The organism is Corynebacterium sp. 22-2729 (genome assembly GCF_053479475.1).
In genome coordinates this window covers 108,792-124,104 of sequence record NZ_JBRBCA010000004.1, presented here as the reverse complement: position 1 = coordinate 124,104, position 15,313 = coordinate 108,792, and the positions used below count along the sequence as shown (strand labels likewise).

Sequence of the window (15,313 nt, the reverse complement as noted above, 5' to 3'; positions counted from 1 at the left end):
ACTCTCTAGTTGTTTTTCCACACGACTGCCGTCGTGCCGTCAATTTCTAACACTTGCACCGTTTCCCCCTGGGTATAGCGATCCCCTGGGTTCGCCGATCGCGCCGACCATAGCTCGCCGGCAACGCGCACCATACCGCCGTGCTGCACTTCGTCCGAGACTGGTTCGATGACTTCGGCCCTTTGGCCCTGCAACTCGTTGACGTCGAAAGTTTGAGCCGAACGAGCGCGGAGGAGGCGCTTGCGCAGAATGGGTCGGATCGCCAGGACAGTTGTCAGAGAGGCGATGCCGAAAACGACAATCTCCAGCCATATGGGAATGCCCGCCAAAGACACGCCGGCTGTGATCAGCGCAGCCGCACTGAGCATCAGCAAAGACATATCAGCTACCAGAAGCTCCCCTAGGGCGAGGAATCCAGCTGCGATTAACCAAATGATCGGACCCATGCTTCCGATCCTAATGGTTGGGTCAGTACTCTGGTGGAACCGTCACGAAATCGATCAGTCGTTCCACTGCCCCGATCAGTGTCGAATCGAGGTCGCGAAACGTCTTAGCTGCACGGGCTACACGACGCCAGCCATCCTGTGGGGTGCCCCACCTCAGTTCCTGGCATACCCCGGTCTTCCAATCTATTCCGCGGGGAATCTGTGGCCACGCGCGGATGCCCACACTGGCGGGCTTCACGGCTTCCCAGATATCGATATATGGGTGGCCGGTTACCATCACATGCGGTCCCAGGGACTCGGTCAGGCGAGCCTCCTTCGTCCCCTCCACGAGGTGATCGGCCAACACGCCGACGCGGCGGGTGGCTGACGGCTGGAACTCGGCCAGGCGTTCAGGAAGGTTATCGAGGCCCTCCAAGTACTCCACAACCACACCTTCCACGCGCAGATCATGCCCCCAGACTTGTTCGACGATGGCGGCGTCGTGGATACCCTCCACCCAGATGCGGGAGGGTGCCGCCACCTTCGCTTGCAAGCCTTCCACGCGCCGTGAACCAGAGTTGGAGGTTCGCTTCTTCGGAGGGAGCGACCTGGGATCTACAAATCGAGTCAAGGTAATTGGCTTGCCTTCAAGCAGAAAAGCGCCCTCGCGGAGCTTGAAAAGGCGGGTCTTTCCATAGCGGTCCTCCAAGCGAATGAAGTCACCGTCGGCAGTCTTCTCCCCGCCCACTACCGCACCGACGAAATCATCGGCAATCACTTCCACCACCATGCCCAACTCCGGAGTTACACGCGGGAAGCTGGGTTTTTGGTTGCGGGCGTGACCCTGCAAGATATCACCGTAATTGAAGCTCATGGGCAACCAGCTTAGGCTAGGAAAAATGACTGATCCGGTACCGACGTGGCTTGGGGCGCAACTGTGGTCGCCCGTCCAGAACACCTCCCTGTGGTTGGCGTGGTGGTTGCACGGGATTATCAGTGCAGACGAGGTGATCGACGCCTTCCATGCCACCCAGGGCAAGCATCATCGTTTGGAGCCGGACGGCGGCGGGCTCGTGGAGTTGTTAGCGCAAGTTCGTGCAGTGACGAACGACGCGCCCATCGGGTTGGACGAGCGTCCACTGATTCAACTGATGCTCTCCGGCCCCGGCGACGCGGCGCTCCTACCGGTGGGGGTCGAGGGGGCGTCACTTATCGTCGCTGATCGCGACCCCTTAGTGAGCCACGTACTGAGCCCTGAAGTTATCGACGCCCACTTGGTCAGTTGGTCGTGGCATCAGGTGGAAGGCCCTACCCCACCCTTGCCGGTCTATTCTCCTGGTGAGGCTGATCAGTTGCTGCGTGAGGCTGCCGACAAGGCGACAGCAATGGTGAGAGCTGTAGGGCATGTGCCGATGGGCGCAGCGGCTTTTCAACGAGCAGAGTTAGCGGTTGGAGCGCTCGATGATGCGTTTGGATTACCGGGGATGCCGCCGGGAGTGCCGAATCGGGCGGCCAAATTGATGGCCAGGGCTGACCATGTGGCGGCGATTGTGGAAGTTACGAAGTGTTCGGCTGTGGGCGCGAGCCTGGACCCCCATATAATGCCAATGCTCCGGGCAGTAAGGACTGCCCGGATGGTGGCTGTGGACTACGCGCAGCGCGAATTGCTGCGGTAGGTTTTCTTACTCGATCATGCGGACGGCCATGGGCTGCATGCCGCCCCAGCGCACGTCCGAGACCTTGACGACATCACCGGACTGCGGTGCCTCAATCATCTTGCCATCACCCAGGTACAGGGCGACGTGGCCGGGCCAGAACAGCATGTCTCCGCGCTTTGCCTGCGAAGACGGTACCTGCCTACCGGCAGTGTACTGGTAGCCGGAGTAGTGCTGAAGCTCGACGCCTACGCTGTAGAAGGCGTACATCATCAAACCAGAGCAGTCGAAGCCGATCTTGTTGTAGTCGCCGTGGGCGTCAGCCACGCCACCGTCACGAATGCCCTTGGTTGGCCCGTAGAAGTTACCGCCACCCCAGGCATAGGGCTGCCCCAGCTGGCTTTCGGCACGCTTGATGACGCGCTCGATCTTTTCCTCTGCACTACCGGAGGTGTCCGGGGCGTTCGGATCCAGAGCGTCGGCAATAGCCTCGGCGGGGTTAGCTGGAGTTTCCGGAGCAGCTGGGGCTTCCGGAGTTTCCGGGGTTGCAGCCTCTTCAGTGCCTGCTTCGGCTTCTTCAGCGTTGGGATCTGCCGGAGTTCCTGCGGCAGCAGGTGCCTGAGGAGCTGCGGGATCCTCAGGAGCAGAAGGAGCTGCGGGGGCTGCTGCGTTGTTCACGGTACCCATAGCGCGGTCGTACTCTTGACCTGCGGTAGTGCGACCCGCTTCAGCAGCGGCGGACAATGCTCCATCCGGGTTTCCGGCGAGTGCGGTGGAGAACCCGGCCATCAGAGCGGATTCACCAGCCTTGCGCAGGCCGTCGATTGCAGCCTGACGCTGCTTATCGCCGCCAGCGTTCAGGTCGTAGGAACCTTGCAGCTCGGCTGGAAGCTCGGGCAAGCCTGCTGGGTTGCCCAGCGAGGAGCTGGCGGGCTTCGATTCAGGTTCGTTGGTCTTGCTGGCTTCACCAGTTTCTTCCGAAGCTGGAGTAGCTTCGGTGCTCTCGGTGGTCTCGGTAGCCGCAGTAGTCTCAGTAGCCTCAGAAGGCTGAGTGGTCTCAGTAGTCTCAGTAGGCTGAGTGGTCTCAGTAGTTCCAGCGGACTCAGGAGCCTTCTCAGAGCTCTTTTCAACCTTCGCACCGGACTTCTCGGCCGCCTTTTCGGCAACCTTGCGCTTGTCCCAGCTGGAAGCATCCGGGTGGAGGTTAGTGAAAGTCTCTACAGCAGCGCGAGCATCGCGCAGCGCCTTCTCTGCCTTCTTCTTCTCCTTGAGCAGTCGCTTGTACTCAGCTTGCTTATCGGAGAGCTTCTTCTGGCTATCGCTCAGCGTGGTGCGGGCAGTGTTGTACTTTTCAACTGCGTCGTCAACTGCGCTGTTTGCTTTGTTGCGGGAGTCGCGCAGGGACGATTCTTCGTTGGCATTCTGCGTGCGAGCGAGATCGAGACGATCTACCTCGCTCTTTTGCTTCTTCGCCGCAGCCTCAATGTAGGAGGATCGATCAAGGGTGTCACCCACAGCATCGCTGCCGCTAGCGGCCAGATTAACAGCGGAAGCGTCGCCACCTTGAGCATAGGCGGAACGTGCAATGTCATTCAGCTTCACCTGAGCCTTCGAGACAGCAGAATCGGAGGACTTCAGACGGTCACGCGCGGAGACAACCTTGTCCTGTGCCTTCTGCGCCGCTCCTTGGCTATTGGTGAGGTCCACGCGAGCCTTGTTGGCATTTTCGCGAAGAGTGCCCATCTCGGTTTCCATATCGGATACCTGAGACTTTGCGCGTGAGACCTGACCGACGAGGTCGGCCAGGAAGCTTTCTACGGTGCGCTTGTCATCGGCGTGGGCAACCATAGTCGTGGATTGCAGCGTCACGCCGGCAGTAACTGCTACTGCCAACGCTGTGCGCTTACGGCTTTGAGGTCGTGGTGTCACGATCGATTCTCCTGATGTTTTTACAACTGGGATTGAAGCGAGCGAAACCCTCGGTCCAGCTGTTCGCACTTCCCCATGCGATCAGTACAGGTCCCGTCGGGCTATTCTCAAAAGTCACTTCGAGTTCAACTCGTTTCAAAAGTTGACACTCGGAACCCTAGGGCACTTGAGTCAAGGCCGTAAACTTTTACAACATATTTCGCACTAACCGCACCAGTCACATAAGTAACGGCAATTGCCTTGACCTGCGAATAGTAACGAAAAAGTTACAAGTGTGAGATGTGTCACATTTTGAAAAACATAGGCGTGTCACATTGCATTACATGGGTCAACCCCGCGATTTTCTGAATCCGCACTTAAAGATAGTCAATCCCCCAGACTTGACTATTTCAAACTGTTATTTAGTTCCGCGGTGAGCGGAGTTTGCATAACGAGGTGATTACGGCCGCAATAATGAGCGAAAGTAAAACCCCAACGTTTGCCATCCCTGTGGGAGCCTCAAAGCCGGTGGCCTGATTGAGGAAGTCCTGCGTTACCTCAGGGTGACTATTAGCCTCGCGGAGAATCTTCGTATTTGACTCGATCGCGTAGCGCGAGAGGTTCTCGGATACGACTGCCGCCTGCCCGGGAGACTTCAGGATGACGGTATCCGCGTCCGTGCCATCGAGAACCTTCTGTGCCTTGTCGCGCAAACTATTATGAAGCGGATCGTCCTGTGTGATGTACCCGATCTTTAGCTTTCCTATTTTTGACGCCGATTCTCCCCCACTGGCGCCCTCGACAATCGAATTGAGACTTTTGGTTAGGCCGGCTGATCCAGACTCCACCTCCGTTGGGAAGTCTTCGGCGACGAACACTGAGGCGTCATCAAGAGAGGCGATGAGCTGTGCGACGTCGTCCGAAGGAGAGGGGGCGTGCGAATCGGTCATGGGGCAGTTTTAGCACCGAAATAGGGGTGAGGGTGCTGACGACACGCTTAAAATCGCAGGATTCGCAGCAGAACGAACGTACTGTTAAAATTCTGAGTGACGTCGCGGGAACAATGCTGCCACAATGGTAAGCAGAGCCTCTTGCGTAGTAGTCGAAGGCATTAGCTGATTAGTGCAGCTGACTAGTGCGCGGCGGCGACCACATCGACGACACATATCGACTAAAAGAAGAGATTAAAGGAGCTCACTGTGGCTGAAAGCATCAACTCCTTCGATTCCAAGAGCACCCTGCAGGTCGGCGAGAAGTCCTATGACTACTTCGCGCTGAGCGCAGTGCCGGGAATGGAGAAGCTTCCCTACTCCCTGAAGGTTCTCGGCGAGAACCTGCTGCGTAACGAGGATGGCCAGAACATCACTCGCGAGCACATCGAGGCAATCGCCAACTGGGATCCCTCCGCAGAGCCCAACTTCGAGATCCAGTTCACCCCGGCCCGCGTCATCATGCAGGACTTCACCGGCGTGGCCTGCATCGTTGACCTGGCAACCATCCGCGACGCTGTCGTGGCTCTGGGCGGCGAGGCTGACGACGTTAACCCGCTGAACCCGGCCGAGATGGTCATCGACCACTCCGTGATTATCGAGGCATTCGGCAATGCAGACGCTCTGGAGAAGAACGTCGAGATCGAGTACCAGCGCAACGACGAGCGTTACAAGTTCCTGCGTTGGGGCACCGGCGCCTTCGAGAACTTCCGCGTTGTTCCTCCGGGAACCGGCATCGTCCACCAGGTGAACATCGAGTACCTGGCTCGCTCTGTCTTCGACAACAACGGCCTGGCTTACCCTGACACCTGTGTCGGTACCGACTCCCACACCACCATGGAAAACGGCCTGGGCATCCTGGGCTGGGGCGTTGGCGGCATCGAGGCTGAGGCTGCAATGCTCGGCCAGCCGATCTCCATGCTGATCCCGCGCGTCGTCGGCTTCAAGCTGACCGGCGAGATCCAGGCAGGCGTCACCTCCACCGACGTCGTTCTGACCATCACCGATATGCTGCGCCAGCATGGCGTAGTTGGTAAGTTCGTCGAGTTCTACGGCAAGGGCGTTGCTGAGCTGCCGCTGGCTAACCGCGCAACCATCGGCAACATGTCTCCGGAGTTTGGCTCCACCGCCGCTATTTTCCCGATCGACGAAGAGACCGTGAAGTACCTGGAGCTGACCGGTCGCGACCAGGAGACCCTGGATCGTGTCGAGGCATACGCCAAGGCACAGGGCATGTGGCTGGATCCGGAGAACGAGGCAGAGTACTCCGAGTACCTCGAGCTGGATCTGTCCACCGTTGTTCCGTCCATCGCTGGCCCGAAGCGTCCGCAGGATCGCATCGAGCTGACTGACGCCAAGTCCCAGTTCCGCAAGGATCTGCACAACTACGTCGACGCTGATGCTTCCGCTGCTACCCCGGACTTCGATGCAGAAGGCCCGGCTACCGAGAACACCTCCTCTCAGACCACCGATGCACCGGCTTCTGCCGCCGATGCGAAGGGCAATGTTGTTTCCGCAGCCGCTGGCGCAGAGGGGCGTCCGTCCAACCCGGTCACCGTCAACTACAACGGTCAGGACGTGGAGCTGGATCACGGTATGGTCGCAATCGCCTCCATTACCTCCTGCACCAACACCTCCAACCCGTCCGTCATGGTCGGCGCTGGTCTGCTGGCTCGCAACGCCGCTGCTAAGGGTCTGAAGGCTGCTCCGTGGGTTAAGACCTCTATGGCTCCGGGCTCCCAGGTTGTTAACGGCTACTACGAGAAGGCTGGCCTGTGGAAGGACCTGGAGGCTATGGGCTTCTACCTGGTCGGCTACGGCTGCACTACCTGTATCGGTAACTCTGGCCCGCTGCCGGAGGAAATCTCCGCAGGCATCAATGAGGGCGACCTGGCCGCTACCGCCGTGCTCTCCGGTAACCGTAACTTCGAGGGTCGTATCAACCCGGACGTCAAGATGAACTACTTGGCTTCCCCGATCCTGGTTATCGCATACGCCATCGCCGGTACGATGGACTTCGATTTCGAGACCCAGCCGCTCGGCCAGGATCAGGATGGCAACGATGTCTTCCTGAAGGACATCTGGCCGTCCACCCAGGACATCGAGGATGTCATCGCTTCCTCCATCACCAAGGACCTGTACACCGAGGACTACGCAAATGTCTTCGAGGGTGACGAGCGCTGGCGCTCCCTGGAGGCTCCGTCCGGCAAGACCTTCGCTTGGGATCCGAACTCCACCTACATCCGCAAGGCTCCGTACTTCGACGGCATGAGCAAGGAGCCGGAGGCTGTCAACGACGTCAAGGGTGCACGCGTTCTGGCTCTGCTGGGCGACTCCGTGACCACCGACCACATCTCCCCCGCATCCACCATTAAGCCCGGCACGCCGGCCGCGCAGTACCTGGATGCCAATGGTGTGGAGCGCAAGGACTACAACTCCCTGGGCGCACGTCGTGGTAACCACGAGGTCATGGTTCGCGGTACCTTCGCCAACATCCGCCTGCAGAACCAGCTGCTGGACGGCGTAAGCGGCGGTTACACCCGCGACTTCACCCAGGAGGGTGGCCCGCAGTCCTTCATCTACGACGCTGCAATGAACTACCAGAAGGAAAACACCCCGCTGGTTGTTCTGGGTGGTAAGGAATACGGCACCGGCTCCTCCCGTGACTGGGCTGCTAAGGGCACCCTGCTGCTGGGCGTTAAGGCCGTCATCGCCGAGTCCTTCGAGCGTATCCACCGCTCCAACCTGATCGGCATGGGTGTTGTTCCGCTGCAGTTCCCGGAGGGCGAGTCCTGGAAGTCCCTGGGTATCGAGGGCACCGAGACCTTCGACATCGAGGGCATCGAGGAGCTCAACAACGGCTCCACCCCGAAGACCGTCAAGGTAACTGCCACCAAGGAAAACGGCGAGAAGATTGAGTTCGATGCCGTCACCCGCATCGATACCCCCGGTGAGGCAGACTACTACCGAAACGGCGGCATCCTGCAGTTCGTTCTGCGCAACATGATGTCCGACAAGTAAGGACTTAAAAACCCTTACGCGCCGTGGCGATAGTCATGACAGGGCGGTGACCATAGCGCCTCTTCCCTAGCGGGAAGACCAGCGTTGGTCACCGCCACTTTTGCTTTTACTCCCACAGAAGGTTAAACCCAGATGCCCAAAGTAAGCGACAGAGATTTGGCAGAGCGAAAGGTCGAGATTCTCGCCGGCGCCCGCCACTGCTTCGCGACCTTCGGCTACGACGGAGCCACCGTCGCCCGCCTAGAGGAAGCCACTGGCAAGTCCCGCGGTGCGATCTTCCACCACTACCAAAACAAGGATCACCTGTTTTTAGAGGTGGCTCATGAGGATATGCGCAAAATGGCCGAGCTCGCTGCAGATGAAGGCCTAATCGGCGCAATCCGCACGCTTGTCAAGTCAAAAGACTTGACAGACTGGTGGGGAATGCGAGTTGAAATCACTCGCCGCGTCAACATTGACCCCTGCTTTGCAGCGAAGTGGGAGTTGGATCAGCTGGCGCTAAAGGAAACCGTGCGCACCCGACTACGGGAGCAGCGCGCCAGCGGCAGGATTCGTGCTGACGTAGAGATCGAGACCATTGCTCAAACCCTGGAGTTGGTGTTGGAGGGCGTTTTGGGCAGACTCGCGCAGCTCCAGGGGACGGAAGGGTTATCTGATGCCCTGGATTTCGTGGAAGGGTCCCTGCGTTCCCCCGGCCAATAAGTCGTCCGGCCCGGTGAGTAGCATGTAGTACATGATCGCAATCATGACCGTGACCGGGCTGGATCACACCGGAATTATCGCTGCCGTGTCCACTGCCCTGGCAGAACTAGACGTCAACATTCTCAACGTCTCCCAGACCATCATGGACGACTACTTCACCATGATTCTGCATGTGCGCATTGACGACACGAAGTTTGGCATCGCCGATGTGCAGGATCGCATGGCGGAGGTCGAGAAGCAGGAAAAGCTGGTTATTAGGGTGCAGTCGGAGTCGATCTTCTCCGCCATGCACGACGTTTAAGGGTTCGGGGGTTAGAACATGAATCCACGTCGTGGCGTCACAAACCAGAGCAACAACATCCTCGAAACCATCGAAATGATCGAGAAGTACCGTCTCGATATTCGAACGGTGACGATGGGCATCAACCTTATGCCGTGTATTCGCGAGACGATGCAGGCGACCGCGGAGGCAGTGTACGAGCGCGTGGTGGACTATGCCCGCAGCCTCGTGCCGGTGTGCCAAGGAATCGAGCGCGAGCTGGGTATTCCGATCGTTAACAAGCGCATCTCTGTCACTCCTGTGGGAATTCTCGCATCCGCAGTGGAAGGCAATCCAGTGCGCATCGCCGAGGCTCTAAACCGGGCTGCAAATGAAGTGGGTGTGAACTTCATCGGTGGCTATTCCGCACTGGTTGATAAGGGCGCAACACGAGGTGAGTTGGATCTGATTCGCTCTCTGCCGGAGGCGCTGAATGAGACCGATGTCGTGTGTGCCTCCGTTAATGTGGGTAGCTCTAAAGCAGGCATCAATATGAATGCTGTTCGCGAGATGGGGCAAGTGATTAAGGACTGCTCTACCTACGGTTCCAGTGGCACACTGGCCTGCGCAAAGCTCGTGGTGTTCGCCAACTCCGTGTCCGATAATCCTTTCATGGCGGGTGCTTACCACGGTGTGGAGGAGCCAGATTGCGTAATCAACGTGGGCGTATCTGGCCCTGGTGTGGTGGATCGCGCAGTAGCCGGGATGACCGGTGCGACGTTGAACGAGGTGTCTGAGGAGATCAAGCGCGCTGCATTTAAGATCACCCGCACGGGTCAGCTGGTGGGTGTCATGGCCGCACAGCGCCTGGGAGTTCCCTTCGGCATTGTCGACCTCTCGTTGGCCCCGACGGCAGAACTTGGCGATTCGGTGGCGCATATCCTGGAGCATATGGGGCTCGGCCAGGTTGGTACGCATGGAACCACTGCTGCCCTGGCGCTGCTCAACGACGCAGTGAAGAAGGGTGGCATGATGGCCTGTTCACGCGTCGGTGGATTGTCCGGATCCTTCATCCCGGTTTCGGAGGACAAGGGAATGATTGACGCAGTGCGCAGCGGTGCGATAAGCATCGACAAGCTGGAAGCGATGACGGCAATCTGCTCTGTGGGGCTGGACATGATCGCTATTCCTGGCGATACGCCCGCGGAATCGATTGCAGGCATGATCGCAGACGAGGCTGCCATTGGCGTGATGAACCACAAGACGACCGCTGTGCGTGTTATCCCCGCGGTGGGAACCAAGGTGGGCGATAACGTGGACTTTGGTGGTCTGCTGGGCTATGCGCCGGTAATCGGCGTCAATCAGGTCAGCAGCGCGGAGTTTATCAACCGCGGTGGCTTTATTCCGGCGCCGTTGCACGGTTATCGGAATTAGGAACTTGCGGAACCTAAAAACTAGCTGAAACATAAAACAAGCAAGGAGTGGTTCGGCACATGGTGGAGATCTTTCAGTACGGTCGCTCGTCGGTCGTAATCGACGACCCAGCGGATGGTCTGGTGCGGGGCGCCCAGGCCGGTACCTTCGACGAGCGTTGCTCTCTGCCTGCGGGTTCGGCGGCAATTAACGCCGCCTTGTCGAATAACGGGCGCATGCCGGTGGCGGGCAACGCCGCGGGTTTTAGCGCGGTGCAAACGGCAGTGCTGTGCGTAGGAGCCTGCCTGGTGCTCTTCAGCGGCTTTTTGGGGCTCCGTGGTGGAACGCAATCCACGGTGATTGGCATTGTGCTTTCAGCTATTGGTCTGTTGATGGCAGGTATTGCCTTTTATAGTGCAAGAAAACGCCGTGGTCGCCTGCAGATTCTAGGTAAGGCTTGGGGAAATGGCTGGCTGCGCTTTGCCCCCGTACGGGTCGGAGGGGTGTGGATCTCGCGAGTGTCGACCCACAACGACAATGGCGATACCACTAACACTGACCGTCGGTTTTATTACAAGGCTATGGCTCAGGCTTATCCAACGGATGGCCTTCAACCCTTCACCTTCCGCACCGGAGAGTTCAATGCTCCTGCCGACTGGAACGGCCACGCCTACAACCTGCGAATGGCAGAAGGGCCGATGGATGTGCTGGAGCCGGAGTACACAAATGGCTGGACCATCTGCCGTTATATCGCTGGCCAGCCAGAGACTGCGACGATTGCCACGGATCTTTCCGCAAAGCAGGTCAAGGCAGCTCTAGAGGTCGCGCAAATCCGATAGGGCCTGCAAGAGCTGGCTGTGCCGGGCGGGGATCCGGTCCCGCAGGATGATCTCCGTCCGGGTTCGTTGAACCCCTTTAACCTCTTGTAGCTTCAGAGTGATTTGTTCGAGGTGGCCATGATCACGTGCCACCACCTTGCAGGTGAGGTCATAAGGACCGGCGAGTGAATGAGCCTCGGTAATCCACGGTATCTTCGCAAACTCGGCCGTGACGCGGTCGAGGGTGCGCTGGTCCAACGTGACATGGACAAAGGCACCTAAAGGAAAACCCAAGGCTCCGGGGTGGAAGTGTGGCGCAAAGCTACTGATCACTCCCCTGTCTATCAACTTTTCCATGCGGCTACTGACGGTCGCACGCGCGACGCCGAGCACACGCGCATACTCTCGCACCCCAGCTTTTGGGCGTTCGCTCAGCAGTACACAGAGTTTGATGTCTGTTTCGTCAAGGTCTCGCATTAGCGCTCTCGTTCCTTGTGACGCCCATTAAGGCCTGTTGTTAAAAAGTATCTACTTTTGTCAGCAAATATGGTTTATGTTGAATGAGATTCTAGGCCATTGGCCTAGTTCTCAAGGCGGGTTAGCTAAAAATATTTGCTAAGTGAAATATCTTGGCGGGGGTACTTAAGTTTGGTCCGCTCATCAACCTAGTGTGATTCGAAACACATTTTCCGCACACATGAAAGGGTGAACAGCGATGACCTCGACCTTCATCCCCACGACTCAGCAACTCCCCGACTACACCCAGTCGCGATACCGCGAGAAAACGGGAAATATCCATCTGACCGGTATCCAGGCTTTGGTACGGACAGTGCTGGATCGTGCAGAGTCAGACCGCGATATGGGGTTAAAGACTTCCAGCTTCATTTCCGGCTACGAGGGATCCCCGCTGGGTGGATACGATCTAGAGCTGGGGCGCCGCGGCTCGTTGCTCAAGGATTTTGACGTGCAGCACTTCCCCGCCGTCAATGAAGAGCTGGGTGTCACCGCTGTCGCGGGATCGCAAATGACTGCACGGGCAACCGTAAGGCCTGGGGTCGATGGCGTGGTCGGTTATTGGTACGGAAAGGCGCCGGGACTCGATCGCGCTGCTGATGCCTTTCGACATGCAAACATGACCGGTACCAGCGGAACGGGTGGAGCGGTGGCCTTCGTAGGCGACGACCCGACTGCGAAGTCCTCCACCATCCCCTCGGCTTCCGGGCGTATCTTGGCCGATCTGGGCATACCCACGTTGGTGCCCGTCGATGCGGGCGACATTCTGCGCCTTGGCGCGCACGCCGCGTGGATGTCTCGCTATAGCGGACTGTGGACGGCGTTGCGGATTACTACACCCGTTGCGGATGGATCAGCCAGTGTGGATCTGGAAGCAATCAAGGAAGCCACGTCTCCCCGTGGGGTAGAACGCGGCGGCGAGCACGAGCCGGAGGCCCGCCTACTCGGCAAGCGGCTTTTGGCCTTGGAAGACACCCGCGTAGGTGAACGTCTGCATCGCGCATTGGACTATGCGCGCGAGCATCGCCTAAATCGCTGGTGGAATGCCAATGACGGCGACCGGGTCGGCGTGATCTGCGCCGGAAATACGTCGCTTGAGGTTGCGGAAGTTGTGGATGAGGCGCAGGTTCGCGTACTACAGCTGGCCATGACTTTTCCATTGGATCCGCAGGAGCTAGAACGATTCTGTGACGGACTGGATACGCTGATTGTCGCAGAGGAACTGGGCACTCACCTGCTGGAATCCGTGCGCGCCTGCCTCTACGATCTGCCGGTGCGCCCCCGGATCGAGCATGTGCAAGACCCACTCAAGCAACTCCCCCGCGTGCTGCGCGCTGACGGTATCGAGGTAGCCGGGCCGACGACGGGGCCAACTCGGATCTCCCTGCCATTGGCCGTACCCAATCGCGTACCGCACTTCTGCTCCGGATGTCCGCACAATCTGTCCACCCGCGCGGACGAGGACACACTGGTGGGGGCTGGAATTGGCTGCCACGCAATGGTGATGCTGATGGACGACAAGCGCGTGGGCAATGTCATGGGCACGGCTCAGATGGGTGGCGAGGGTGCACACTGGATCGGTATGCACAGCTTCGTCACAGAAGAGCACTTTGTGCAAAACATGGGCGACGGAACCTTCCTGCATTCTGGATCACTGGCGCTGCGGGCGCTAGTGGCGTCAAAGGTGAACGTAACCCTTAAGTTGCTGCACAACGGCACCGTGGCAATGACTGGTGGCCAGGATCCTGTGGGGCAGCCGAGCTTGGCTGGGCTGGTGGATATGGTGCGTGCCGAGAATCCAGGCAGAATTATTGTGACCAGTGACGATGTGCAACGCACCCGGAAGATACTGCGCGGTTCCGGGGTACAGGTTCGCCCACGCGAGGAACTGACATCGGTGCAAAAGGAACTCACGGCGCAAAAGGGCGTATCGGTGCTGATCCACGATCAGGAATGTGCCGCGGAAAAGCGCCGTGCCAGAAATCGCAATAAGCGCCGCCGACCAACTGAGAAGATTGTGATCAATGAACGCATCTGCGAGGGCTGTGGTGACTGTGGAGAGAAGTCTGGCTGCCTTTCCCTCCAGCCTGTGGACACACAGTTTGGCCGCAAGACCCGCGTTGACCAGACAAGCTGCAACGTCGACCGCTCGTGCCTGACCGGCGATTGCCCAGCATTTACCACTGTCGTGTCGGAAGAGCGGCCACGTGACGTGCCGCGTGTTGACGCCACCGATCTCGAACCGGCCCCGGCCTGTGACCTCGATGCGAAGCATCCGTGGAATGTACGCATCTCGGGTGTCGGTGGCACAGGAGTTATGACGGCATCTGCGGTGATCGCCACTGCGGCTCACCTCGATGGTCTCGCAGTACGTGGTACGGACATGACCGGACTGGCACAAAAGGGCGGGTCGGTAGTCTCCGATTTGCGTATCTCTAGGACCATCGGCCAGCACACCGGAACGGTGTCGCGCGGTAGTGCAGATCTGTTGATCGCCCTCGATGGAGTGACAGGTGCGGAGGATCCGAGCACCTCGGTGCTCAATGCGGCGCGGACAATCGCGGTGCTTTCGGATTCGACGACTCCGACTGGTCAGATGTGCACGGACGTCACCGCTTCTCGTCCCAACGGGGTGCAGATTGCGGGTGCGTTGGGTCACGCGGCAAGGCGGGCGATTATCACCGACGCAATCCGTGTTTCTACGAAGCTTTTCGGTGAGTCCACATTCCAAATCATGCTGCTAGTCGGTGCCGCAGTGCAGGCGGGTGCTCTGCCGGTGACGCCGGAGTCGATAGAGCAAGCACTGCGAATCAATGGCAAAAAAGCGGAGATGAATATCCAGGCGTTTCGCCGGGGCCGCCAGCTGGTGAGCCGTCCCGAAGCGCTGATCGAGCTGTTGAGCAAAGAACCAGACTACGCCCAGCACATGGAGGTTACTCCCCTGGCGCGTACTCGCGCGAAGATGGAGCGCCTACTGGAGGCCAGCTTGGTGGAACAAGTCGGCGTATACGTCGACGAAATGGGTCGCTGGGGTACGCCGGAGGATGCCGAAAGCTACCTGGCTGACGTACGTGCCGTGTATGCCCATGAGCGACGGGTGAATCCAGATGGCCCGGCCGAGCTCACCCGTAACTTCGCCGCGGGGCTGCACAAGCTCTCGGCTTATAAGGATGAATACGAGGTCGCTCGTCTTGCACTGGATCCCGGCTTCGCCGCTGCACAGGGAAATGCGGAGGTCACTGTCCAATTCCAGCCGCCTCTGCTGCGGGCACTGGGGTTGAATCGGAAGATTGGCCTAGGTCCACGCATGCGTCCGGTTCTACGGGCCCTAGCCAAGGCCAAGCGTCTCCGTGGTACTCGCCTGGATATCTTCGGCTATGCGGAGGTGCGCAAGCTTGAACGCGAGCTGGTGCAGGTATACCGCGATGAAATCCTGCGACGTGCACGTGAACTGCAGACTGCAGAGCAGGTAGCTCCACTGGCTGAACTGGCAGCAGCGGCCGATGGAGTGCGGGGATTCGAGCAGAAGAAGATCGACAGTGCCAACGAGTTGCTGGATAAGTTGGCACGAAATGGCGTCAAATAATAGTAAATAGACTAAGCGGTCTGT

At 58.7% G+C, this 15,313-nt stretch carries 12 protein-coding genes; 7 read left to right on the top strand and 5 right to left on the bottom strand.

Going from position 1 to position 15,313, the window contains the following annotated elements; genetic code table 11:
• Positions 1 to 5 precede the first annotated feature (5 nt).
• Together ACUY2T_RS04165 and ACUY2T_RS04160 are read right to left on the bottom strand one after the other, a co-directional pair.
• The gene (locus ACUY2T_RS04165) at positions 6 to 446 is read right to left on the bottom strand and encodes an NfeD family protein (RefSeq protein ID WP_448307682.1); all 441 of its coding nucleotides are present in this window, start codon (positions 444 to 446) and stop codon (positions 6 to 8) included.
• Between the two features lie 22 nt (positions 447 to 468).
• Positions 469 to 1,299 carry a DUF3097 domain-containing protein gene (locus ACUY2T_RS04160; protein ID WP_448307681.1) on the bottom strand — a complete coding sequence of 277 codons (831 nt, stop codon included), beginning with the start codon at positions 1,297 to 1,299 and terminating at the stop codon, positions 469 to 471.
• 25 nt (positions 1,300 to 1,324) lie between these two features.
• Here ACUY2T_RS04160 and ACUY2T_RS04155 point away from each other — a divergent pair, with 25 nt between their 5' ends.
• Positions 1,325 to 2,101, top strand: a complete 777-nt coding sequence (locus ACUY2T_RS04155) for a hypothetical protein (RefSeq protein ID WP_448307680.1) — start codon at positions 1,325 to 1,327, stop codon at positions 2,099 to 2,101.
• Between the two features lie 6 nt (positions 2,102 to 2,107).
• Here the strand turns inward: ACUY2T_RS04155 and ACUY2T_RS04150 are convergent, their stop codons facing one another.
• Positions 2,108 to 4,009 (bottom strand): DIP1281 family NlpC/P60 protein, encoded by a 1,902-nt coding sequence (locus ACUY2T_RS04150; RefSeq protein WP_448307679.1) that lies wholly within the window; start codon positions 4,007 to 4,009, stop codon positions 2,108 to 2,110.
• A gap of 401 nt (positions 4,010 to 4,410) precedes the next feature.
• Positions 4,411 to 4,938, bottom strand: a complete 528-nt coding sequence (locus ACUY2T_RS04145; protein ID WP_448307678.1) for an Rv1476 family membrane protein — start codon at positions 4,936 to 4,938, stop codon at positions 4,411 to 4,413.
• 249 nt (positions 4,939 to 5,187) lie between these two features.
• Between ACUY2T_RS04145 and acnA the strand changes: the two genes are divergently transcribed.
• The 5 genes from acnA (at position 5,188) to ACUY2T_RS04120 (ending at position 11,211) form a co-directional block, all read left to right on the top strand.
• Positions 5,188 to 7,998: an aconitate hydratase AcnA gene (gene acnA / locus ACUY2T_RS04140; RefSeq protein WP_448307677.1), complete on the top strand. Its 2,811-nt coding sequence runs from the start codon at positions 5,188 to 5,190 to the stop codon at positions 7,996 to 7,998.
• 132 nt (positions 7,999 to 8,130) lie between these two features.
• Positions 8,131 to 8,700: a TetR/AcrR family transcriptional regulator gene (locus ACUY2T_RS04135; RefSeq protein ID WP_448307676.1), complete on the top strand. Its 570-nt coding sequence runs from the start codon at positions 8,131 to 8,133 to the stop codon at positions 8,698 to 8,700.
• A 31-nt stretch (positions 8,701 to 8,731) separates the two neighbouring features.
• Complete coding sequence (locus ACUY2T_RS04130) at positions 8,732 to 9,001, top strand: ACT domain-containing protein (RefSeq protein WP_293791245.1); 270 nt, start codon at positions 8,732 to 8,734, stop codon at positions 8,999 to 9,001.
• 18 nt (positions 9,002 to 9,019) lie between these two features.
• Positions 9,020 to 10,393 (top strand): PFL family protein, encoded by a 1,374-nt coding sequence (locus tag ACUY2T_RS04125; RefSeq protein WP_448307675.1) that lies wholly within the window; start codon positions 9,020 to 9,022, stop codon positions 10,391 to 10,393.
• A gap of 59 nt (positions 10,394 to 10,452) precedes the next feature.
• Positions 10,453 to 11,211: a hypothetical protein gene (locus ACUY2T_RS04120; protein WP_448307674.1), complete on the top strand. Its 759-nt coding sequence runs from the start codon at positions 10,453 to 10,455 to the stop codon at positions 11,209 to 11,211.
• Here the strand turns inward: ACUY2T_RS04120 and ACUY2T_RS04115 are convergent.
• Positions 11,188 to 11,667: an Lrp/AsnC family transcriptional regulator gene (locus ACUY2T_RS04115; protein ID WP_448307673.1), complete on the bottom strand. Its 480-nt coding sequence runs from the start codon at positions 11,665 to 11,667 to the stop codon at positions 11,188 to 11,190. The two genes, ACUY2T_RS04120 and ACUY2T_RS04115, sit on opposite strands and share 24 nt — an antisense overlap.
• Positions 11,668 to 11,905: 238 nt before the next feature.
• Between ACUY2T_RS04115 and ACUY2T_RS04110 the strand changes: the two genes are divergently transcribed.
• Entirely contained in the window at positions 11,906 to 15,289 is a 3,384-nt protein-coding gene (locus tag ACUY2T_RS04110; protein WP_448307672.1) for an indolepyruvate ferredoxin oxidoreductase family protein, read from the top strand.
• Positions 15,290 to 15,313: the final 24 nt, after the last annotated feature.

Coding starts and splice junctions, on each gene's coding strand:
- ACUY2T_RS04165 (WP_448307682.1), bottom strand. CDS start 446: ATGGGTCCGATCATTTGGTTAATCGCAGCTGGATTCCTCGCCCTAGGG.
- ACUY2T_RS04115 (WP_448307673.1), bottom strand. CDS start 11,667: ATGCGAGACCTTGACGAAACAGACATCAAACTCTGTGTACTGCTGAGC.
- ACUY2T_RS04160 (WP_448307681.1), bottom strand. CDS start 1,299: ATGAGCTTCAATTACGGTGATATCTTGCAGGGTCACGCCCGCAACCAA.
- ACUY2T_RS04110 (WP_448307672.1), top strand. CDS start 11,906: ATGACCTCGACCTTCATCCCCACGACTCAGCAACTCCCCGACTACACC.
- ACUY2T_RS04130 (WP_293791245.1), top strand. CDS start 8,732: ATGATCGCAATCATGACCGTGACCGGGCTGGATCACACCGGAATTATC.
- ACUY2T_RS04145 (WP_448307678.1), bottom strand. CDS start 4,938: ATGACCGATTCGCACGCCCCCTCTCCTTCGGACGACGTCGCACAGCTC.
- ACUY2T_RS04125 (WP_448307675.1), top strand. CDS start 9,020: ATGAATCCACGTCGTGGCGTCACAAACCAGAGCAACAACATCCTCGAA.
- ACUY2T_RS04120 (WP_448307674.1), top strand. CDS start 10,453: ATGGTGGAGATCTTTCAGTACGGTCGCTCGTCGGTCGTAATCGACGAC.
- ACUY2T_RS04135 (WP_448307676.1), top strand. CDS start 8,131: ATGCCCAAAGTAAGCGACAGAGATTTGGCAGAGCGAAAGGTCGAGATT.
- ACUY2T_RS04155 (WP_448307680.1), top strand. CDS start 1,325: ATGACTGATCCGGTACCGACGTGGCTTGGGGCGCAACTGTGGTCGCCC.